Source organism: Bergeriella denitrificans NBRC 102155, assembly GCF_001592185.1.
GTDB classification, from domain to species: domain Bacteria; phylum Pseudomonadota; class Gammaproteobacteria; order Burkholderiales; family Neisseriaceae; genus Neisseria; species Neisseria denitrificans.
The window spans coordinates 1-7054 of sequence record NZ_BCWL01000111.1; the positions used below are offsets into that span (position 1 = coordinate 1).

The 7054-nt window shown below is 56.1% G+C and carries 8 protein-coding genes; 4 read left to right on the top strand and 4 right to left on the bottom strand.

Annotated features, from left to right (window positions below):
• Positions 1-339: 339 nt before the first annotated feature.
• From pyrB to BDE01S_RS06885, 4 genes are all read left to right on the top strand, one after another.
• Positions 340-1260 carry an aspartate carbamoyltransferase gene (gene pyrB / locus BDE01S_RS06870; RefSeq protein WP_066079216.1) on the top strand — a complete coding sequence of 307 codons (921 nt, stop codon included), beginning with the start codon at positions 340-342 and terminating at the stop codon, positions 1258-1260.
• A 10-nt stretch (positions 1261-1270) separates the two neighbouring features.
• Positions 1271-1729 carry an aspartate carbamoyltransferase regulatory subunit gene (gene pyrI, locus BDE01S_RS06875; RefSeq protein ID WP_066079221.1) on the top strand — a complete coding sequence of 153 codons (459 nt, stop codon included), beginning with the start codon at positions 1271-1273 and terminating at the stop codon, positions 1727-1729.
• A 166-nt stretch (positions 1730-1895) separates the two neighbouring features.
• The gene (locus BDE01S_RS06880) at positions 1896-2546 is read left to right on the top strand and encodes a DUF8453 domain-containing protein (RefSeq protein WP_147283902.1); all 651 of its coding nucleotides are present in this window, start codon (positions 1896-1898) and stop codon (positions 2544-2546) included.
• Between the two features lie 122 nt (positions 2547-2668).
• A complete protein-coding gene (locus tag BDE01S_RS06885) occupies positions 2669-3094 on the top strand; it encodes a hypothetical protein (RefSeq protein ID WP_066079229.1) in 426 nt (141 codons plus the stop codon).
• Between the two features lie 100 nt (positions 3095-3194).
• Here BDE01S_RS06885 and BDE01S_RS06890 read toward each other — a convergent pair whose 3' ends face one another.
• From BDE01S_RS06890 to BDE01S_RS06905, 4 genes are all read right to left on the bottom strand, one after another.
• Entirely contained in the window at positions 3195-3539 is a 345-nt protein-coding gene (locus BDE01S_RS06890; RefSeq protein WP_066079234.1) for a HepT-like ribonuclease domain-containing protein, read from the bottom strand.
• Complete coding sequence (locus BDE01S_RS06895) at positions 3536-3826, bottom strand: nucleotidyltransferase family protein (RefSeq protein WP_066079237.1); 291 nt, start codon at positions 3824-3826, stop codon at positions 3536-3538. The genes BDE01S_RS06890 and BDE01S_RS06895 overlap by 4 nt, the downstream gene beginning before the upstream one ends.
• A 97-nt stretch (positions 3827-3923) precedes the next feature.
• Positions 3924-6245, bottom strand: coding sequence for a type I DNA topoisomerase (topA, locus tag BDE01S_RS06900; protein WP_066079240.1), 2322 nt, complete (start codon positions 6243-6245; stop codon positions 3924-3926).
• 96 nt (positions 6246-6341) lie between these two features.
• The gene (locus BDE01S_RS06905; RefSeq protein ID WP_066079243.1) at positions 6342-6797 is read right to left on the bottom strand and encodes a DUF494 family protein; all 456 of its coding nucleotides are present in this window, start codon (positions 6795-6797) and stop codon (positions 6342-6344) included.
• Positions 6798-7054 lie beyond the last annotated feature (257 nt).

The following is a 7054-nucleotide window of genomic DNA, read 5'->3' on the forward strand; positions in this document are numbered from 1 at the left end:
GGCTTTGATTAAGCCGGTTAAACCGCAAAAAGCCGTCTGAACATACCGCATGGTTTTTCAGACGGCTTTAATTTACCGATACGATATTTCAGACGGCCTGCAAATATGCGATAATCCCCTGATTGGATTGACCGCTTACGGCAACTGTATGAACCCTTTCTATCCGCTTCGACTGCTTGCCCGCGCTGCCCGCCGCAGCGCTGTCGTTATTTTGTCATTCCGTTTACTATCCCGCCGTAGCGGGTTTTTTTATAGTCGGACAAAATCAATCGGGGGCAAGGCGCAGCCGGGCCGCCTCATGGTGATTTTGAATGGCTCTATGAAATAAGGAAACCCATCATGCCTAATCCGCTCTACCAGCAACACGTCATCTCCATTTCGGATTTGACCACCGCCCAGCTCGAGCTGCTGCTGAATACCGCCCTGAAACTCAAAGCCGAGCCGCGCGGCGACTTGCTGAAAGGCAAGCTGATCGGCTCGTGCTTTTTCGAGCCGTCCACCCGCACCCGCCTGTCTTTTGAAACCGCCGTGCAGCGCTTGGGCGGCAAGGTCATCGGTTTTTCAGACGGCGCCAACACCAGCGCGAAAAAAGGCGAAACGCTGGCCGACACCGCGCGGATTATCTCGGGCTATACCGATGCGATTATCCAGCGCCACCCTAAAGACGGCGCGGCGCGGATTGCCGCCGAGTTTTCCGCCGTGCCGGTATTGAACGCGGGCGACGGCACCAACCAGCATCCGAGCCAAACCCTGCTGGATTTGGTCACCATTCAGGAAACGCAAGGCCGTCTGAATAATTTGAAAATCGCCATGTGCGGCGATTTGAAATACGGCCGCACCGTGCATTCGCTGGCGCAAGCTCTGAAACGCTGGGGCTGCGAATTTGCCTTCGTATCACCGCCTAGCCTGGCGATGCCCGACTACATCACCGAGGAATTGGACGAAGCGGGCTGCACATGGCAGGTGTTCGACAGCCTTGAAACAGCGGCGGAATGGGCGGACATTCTCTACATGACCCGCGTGCAGCGCGAGCGTTTCGACGAGCAGGAGTTTGCCAAAATCCAAGGCAAGTTCAACCTGAATGCCGCCATGCTGGCCAATGCCAAGCCCAATCTGCGCGTGCTGCACCCGCTGCCGCGCGTGGACGAAATCCACCCCGACGTCGATGCCACGCCGCACGCCTATTATTTCGAGCAGGCCGTCAACGGCGTGTACGCGCGCATGGCGATGCTGTCGCTGGTCTTGAACGAAGAAGTGTAAGGAGCGGAACATGGACAAAAAACAATACAGCGTCGAAGCGATTGAAAACGGCACGGTTATCGACCACATTCCCGCCGGCAAAGGCCTGGCCATTCTGCGCCAGTTCAAGCTGCTGCACTACGGCAGCGCGGTTACCGTGGGCTTCAACCTGCCGAGCAAAACGCAGGGCAGCAAAGACATCATCAAAATCTCGGGCGTGCGTCTCGACGAAAAAGCTGCCAACCGCCTGGCCTTGTTCGCGCCCGAAGCAACGGTAAATGTGATTGAAGACTTCAAAGTCGTGCATAAAATGCAGATTGCGCTGCCCGACGTGATTGCCGAAGTGTTCCGCTGCCCCAACAGCAACTGCGCCAGCCACGGCGAGCCGGTGAAAAGCCGCTTTTATGTCCGCCGCCAAAAAGACCAAACGCGCCTGAAATGCCATTATTGCGAAAAAACCTTCTCGCGCGATTCGGTCACCGAAGCCTGAGCGGATAATCTGTTAAAATAAGGCCGTCTGAAAACGAAATTAGCCCGTTTTCAGACGGCCTTTATCGTCAACATTCCGTATGTTCGACTATCTCCCTTCGGGGCAGCGGCAGACGGCGCCGCGCCGACCCATCCGACCACCCGCCGACACGCTTGCGAGAATGACCGTGAATACTTCATTGCACCGCCGTTTTGCGCCGTTTCTCTACGTTTTGATTTTCTTTGCCGGCTTCCTGACCGCCTGCCTGTGGCTCAACCCGCAAGCCTATCTGGCCGACCTGCCCGCCGTGGTGGCCGCCATCGCCGCAAGCGCGCTGGTTTTTCTCGCTTATGCCTTAGTGGCAGCCAATCTCCGCGCGAAAAACACACGCCTGGCGCAGGAAACGCGCCTGAAGCAGGAAGCCGTGCAACCTATCGTCCGCGCCACCCTGCAACCCGTGGCGGAGCAGCCGGAAATGCTGGCACTGGCCGTCTGTAACCACGGCAAAGGCCCGGCGCACAACCTGCGCTTCCAAATCGCGCTGGAAGCCGGACACCCCGCCTCCGAAGCCGTGGCGCAAGCCTTAACGCTGCTGCCGCTGTTTCAAAACGGCATGGACGCGCTGGCCGCCGGCGAAACGACCGCCGGCCTTGTTGCCGACAGCCGCACGCTGCGCGCGCGCATTCCCGATCAGCGTTTCAGCGGCACACTTAAGCTGGTGGCCGAATATGAAGACACGCTAGGCGAAAGCGGCCGCACCGAAAGCATACTTGACCTGCAGCCGCTCAACGCCGCCGCGCCCGCCGAAGCCCGCCCGCGTAAAAAACTGCTGTATTGACCCCGCAGGCCGTCTGAAAACCCGCGTATAGCCGGTGCATCCATTCCGCTGCAAGGCAGGAAGCCGACGCCGCAGCAGGATTGAAGTTCCCCAACAATCCCCCTTACCGATCAGAAACCACCATGATTACCCTAACCACCATCATCATCGCCCTCGCTGTTACCTTTATCCTGTTGGTCGTGACCTTTGTCGCCCCCAATCCCGTCAGCGGCATCATGGCCGTGGTTTTCGCCGCGCTGATTTATTTCGTCTTGTGGCCGAAATACGAAGGCGGGCAGCAAGCGCAGGCGCACGGCACGGAAATCCAAGCGGCGGTGCAGGAAGTACGCCATTGGAACAGCGGCTCGAAAAACAGCCAGGGCGACAAATACGAAATCATCGCCGTCGCCCCCAATCCCTACGACGGCAAAATGCGGCAGTTCGTCAGCCCGCCGATGACCACCGACCCCGAGCCGTATCTCGGCGACACCGTAACCGTCAAAGTCGATTGGCGCAACCCCAAAGCCTATGTGATGGATGTATCGTTTCTGCCGTTTCAGGTGCACTGAATAGCGCACCGTTCGGCTGCCAGGCATAGCGGCCTAAACCGAAAACACAAAAAAGCCGTCTGAAAAATCTGTATTTTCAGACGGCTTTTTTGTGCCTGTTTTACATCCGTACCTTTTCCAACTTATCCAACAAATCCGGTAAGGCCGTCTGAACAGTCTCCCATACAACAGCCCAATCGATACCGAAATAACCGTGGGCAATGCGGTTTCTCATACCGCGCATACTGCGCCATGGGATATGTGCATTGGCCTCGGTAAATTCAGGGTAGTCATTCATCAACTTGGTAGCCGCTTCGCCGACAATCAGCAAACTCATTACGGTGGCTTGCTGGGTACGTTCATCAGCTAGAAAATCCGATAGCTGCAAACCTTGATTGAAATCAACGGCATTTTGGGCAGCTTTTCGGATATGGCTTAGATAGTCCCGTTTGCGGTCAATATTCATAATGCCTGCGCCTCGTTTAATACCTGCTGCCGGAAAGAAACCGGCAAATCTTGAGGCGTGCAGACATCGACGCGTACACCCAAGCGGGTTTCCAATTCGTCCTGCAGGCCGCCCAAGTCGAAAAGGGTGGTATGCGGTAAGGGGTCAATCAGTAAATCCAAGTCGCTGCCGTCTTTATCCTGCCCTCTTGCGGTCGAACCGAAAATGCGTACGTTAGCAACGGGAAAGCGGGCGGCGATATCGCGGATGGTTTGGCGGTGGCGGGTAATGATTTCGGAAGGTTTCATTGCGCTACTCCCTTGATTATTTTGCCTTATTGTACGTTAAAAATAAAAAGCCGTCTGAAAAATCTGTATTTTCAGACGGCTTTTGACCATCAGCGCCTTATTCTTCCGCCGCGCTGCCTTTCGGAGCCGGCGGTTCAATCTGCTCTTTCCAGCCGCATTCTTTTTGCGGGCAGACTTTTTCCACGCCCCAGCGTTTGGTGGTTTTGATGGTCAATACCGGCCAGGCGCATTTGGGGCAGGTTTCGGCCACGGGCGGGTTCCAGGTGGCGTAGTTGCAGTCGGGGTAGGTTTCGCAGCTGTAAAACAGTTTGCCGTAGCGGGATTTGCGCTCGACCAAATGGCCTTTTTGACATTGCGGGCAGGCTACGCCGGTGTCTTTCGGTTTTTCCAAGGGCTCGATGTGCTTGCACTTGGGATAGTTGGCGCAGCCGATGAATTTGCTGCCGGTGCGGCTGTATTTGTACACGAGGCCGCCGCCGCATTTGGGGCATTCGCGCCCGTCGAGTTCGGCTTGTTCGGCGGCTTCTTTGGCGGTGCGCTCTGCGGCTTCTTCGGCGGTTTCGTTCACGTTGCGGGTGTAGCTGCACTCGGGATAGCCCGCGCAGGCGACGAAGCGGCCGTTGCGTCCGAATTTGATTTGCAGCTTGTGTTGGCCGCATTTCGGGCAGTTTTCGTCGAGCTCTTCGGTGGTGAATTTGGCGCGCTCGATGCCTTCTTTTTCTTCGACCTGTTTGCTGAAGCCTTTCCAGAATTGGCTCATGACGGGTACCCACTTCCGCTTGCCGCTGGCGATTTCGTCGAGCTGGTCTTCGAGCTTGGCGGTGAAGTGGTAATCGACGTATTGGGCGAAGTGTTCGGTCAGGAATTTGTTGACGATGTCGCCGGTATCGGTGGGCATGAAGCGTTTTTGCTCAAGGGTTACGTATTCGCGGTCTTTGAGCGTGGAGATGATGCTGGCGTAGGTCGAGGGGCGGCCGATGCCGTATTCTTCCAGTGCTTTGACCAGGGTGGCTTCATTGAAACGCGGCGGCGGGCTGGTGAAGTGTTGCTCACCATAGAGTTTGTCGACGGGCAGGGCGTCGCCTTCGGCCATTTCCGGCAGTTTTTTGTTGTCTTCGCCCTCTTCGTCGTCGGTGCTTTCTTCGTACACGCTCAGAAAGCCGGCGAAGGTCTGTACTTGGCCGGTGACGCGGAATATGCCTTTGCCCACGGTGATATCGACGGTGGTTTGGTCAAACTTGGCCGGTGTCATCTGGCAGGCGACGGTACGCTGCCAAATCATTTGGTAAAGTTTGAACTGATCGGCGGTCAGAAACGGCTTCACGCTCTCGGGGGTGCGGTACACGGAGGTCGGGCGGATGGCTTCGTGCGCTTCTTGGGCGTTTTTGGATTTGGTTTTGTATTGTTTGGCCGCGCCCGGCAGGTAGGCTTTGCCGATTTTGTTTTCGATGTAGTGGCGGATTTCGGTGAGTGCTTCATCGGCCAGCGTGACGCTGTCGGTACGCATATAGGTAATCAGACCGATGGCGCCTTGTCCGACGTCGATACCTTCGTAAAGCTGCTGGGCGGTGCGCATGGTGCGGTCGGTGGTCATGCCGAGTTTGCGCACGGCGTCCTGCTGCATGGTGGAGGTGGTAAACGGTGCGGCGGGGTTGCGGCTGCGCTTTTTCTTCTCTACGGCGCCGACAACGGCTTCTTTTCCGGCGAGTTCGGCCAATACTGCGGCTTGGGCGGCTTCGTCGGGCAAGGAAAACTGCTCGAGTTTTTCGCCGCCGTACTGCACCAGCTTGGCGGTAAATTTGCTGCGGCCTTTGTGGCTGTCGAGGTGTACCGTCCAATACTCTTGCGCTTCGAAGGCGCGGATTTCGTTTTCGCGCTCGCAAATCAGGCGCAGCGCGGGGCTTTGTACGCGCCCTGCGCTCAAGCCGCGGCGGATTTTTTTCCACAGCAGCGGCGACAGGTTGAAGCCGACCAGATAGTCCAAAGCGCGGCGCGCCTGCTGCGCGTCCACCAGGTCGGATTCCAATTCGCGCGGATGGGCGATGGCGTCCAATACGGCGTTTTTGGTGATTTCGTGAAACACGACGCGCTGCGGCTTGAGGTTTTTCAGGCTGCGCTTGGATTTGAGGATTTCCTGCAGATGCCAGGAAATCGCTTCGCCTTCCCTATCCGGGTCGGTTGCGAGATAGAGGTTTTCGGCTTCTTTGGCGGCGGCAACGATGGCATCGACGTGTTTGCTGTTGCGCGACACCAGCTGGTATTTCATGGCGAAATCGTTGTCGGGATCGACGGCGCCGTTTTTCGGCACCAGGTCGCGGACGTGGCCGTAGGAGGCCAAGATTTCAAAATCGCCGCCCAAATATTTTTTTAAGGTTTTGGCTTTGGACGGAGACTCGACGATTAATAGGTTTTTTGCCATCGTTGTACTCTTTGCTTATCGGTGGTTTGCTGTTTTCAGACGGCCTGCGGCTCCGGCAGGCCGTCTGAAAAAATGCGGGGTATGGGTGGAACGGGGTTAGTGCATGACGGCTTTGCCGTGCAGCGCGCTCATCAAGTCATCGCCGATTAAAACGGGCAGCTCGCTTTTGTGCGCCCACAAAACGAGCAGGGTCAGCACTTTGGCCGTATCCAAGGTGATTTCGTCGGCTGGAATGTGGGTCAGGGCGTGCACCACCATTTCGCGCTGCTCCGGGCTGATGGCGTTTTCTGCGGCCAGATAATGCAGCAGCCCGACGATTTCAGCCGACAAAACTTCAGTTTCTTCGTTGCAGTAAACGCGCAGCGAATCGCCGAAAAGCGGCTCGGCGGCAAATTCGGAGCTGTTGAACAATACTTCCATCATCATCAGCGTATTGCCGATTTCCATGGTGTCGAATCCGGCATCTTCAAGGAACGGGCCTAAATCCTCCGGCGGCGGGCAGCGGTCGAAATCTTGAAAGTGTTCGATTAAAAAAGCAATGACTTCTGCCATTCGTATTCCTTATATATAGGGCGGTGCGGCCTGGCCGCGTTTTATCGTCATTTAATACAGTCGGAGCGTAAATTCTGATACAAGGCGGCGAGCCGCAGACAGTACAAGTATAGTCATTGAAAATAAGAATGATACGGCGTTGCTGCGCCTTGTCGTACTATCTGTACTGCCTTGTCTCATTCTTATTTTCTTCGACTATAGCAGTAGGTCGGGCACTTTTGCCCGACGATTTGTTGATATACCTGAAAATATCAGCA

Excerpts from the sequence above, each read along its gene's own strand:
- BDE01S_RS06895 (WP_066079237.1), bottom strand. The coding sequence starts at position 3,826 with ATGAAACCTTCCGAAATCATTACCCGCCACCGCCAAACCATCCGCGAT.
- pyrI (WP_066079221.1), top strand. The coding sequence starts at position 1,271 with ATGGACAAAAAACAATACAGCGTCGAAGCGATTGAAAACGGCACGGTT.
- topA (WP_066079240.1), bottom strand. The coding sequence starts at position 6,245 with ATGGCAAAAAACCTATTAATCGTCGAGTCTCCGTCCAAAGCCAAAACC.
- BDE01S_RS06885 (WP_066079229.1), top strand. The coding sequence starts at position 2,669 with ATGATTACCCTAACCACCATCATCATCGCCCTCGCTGTTACCTTTATC.
- pyrB (WP_066079216.1), top strand. The coding sequence starts at position 340 with ATGCCTAATCCGCTCTACCAGCAACACGTCATCTCCATTTCGGATTTG.
- BDE01S_RS06905 (WP_066079243.1), bottom strand. The coding sequence starts at position 6,797 with ATGGCAGAAGTCATTGCTTTTTTAATCGAACACTTTCAAGATTTCGAC.
- BDE01S_RS06890 (WP_066079234.1), bottom strand. The coding sequence starts at position 3,539 with ATGAATATTGACCGCAAACGGGACTATCTAAGCCATATCCGAAAAGCT.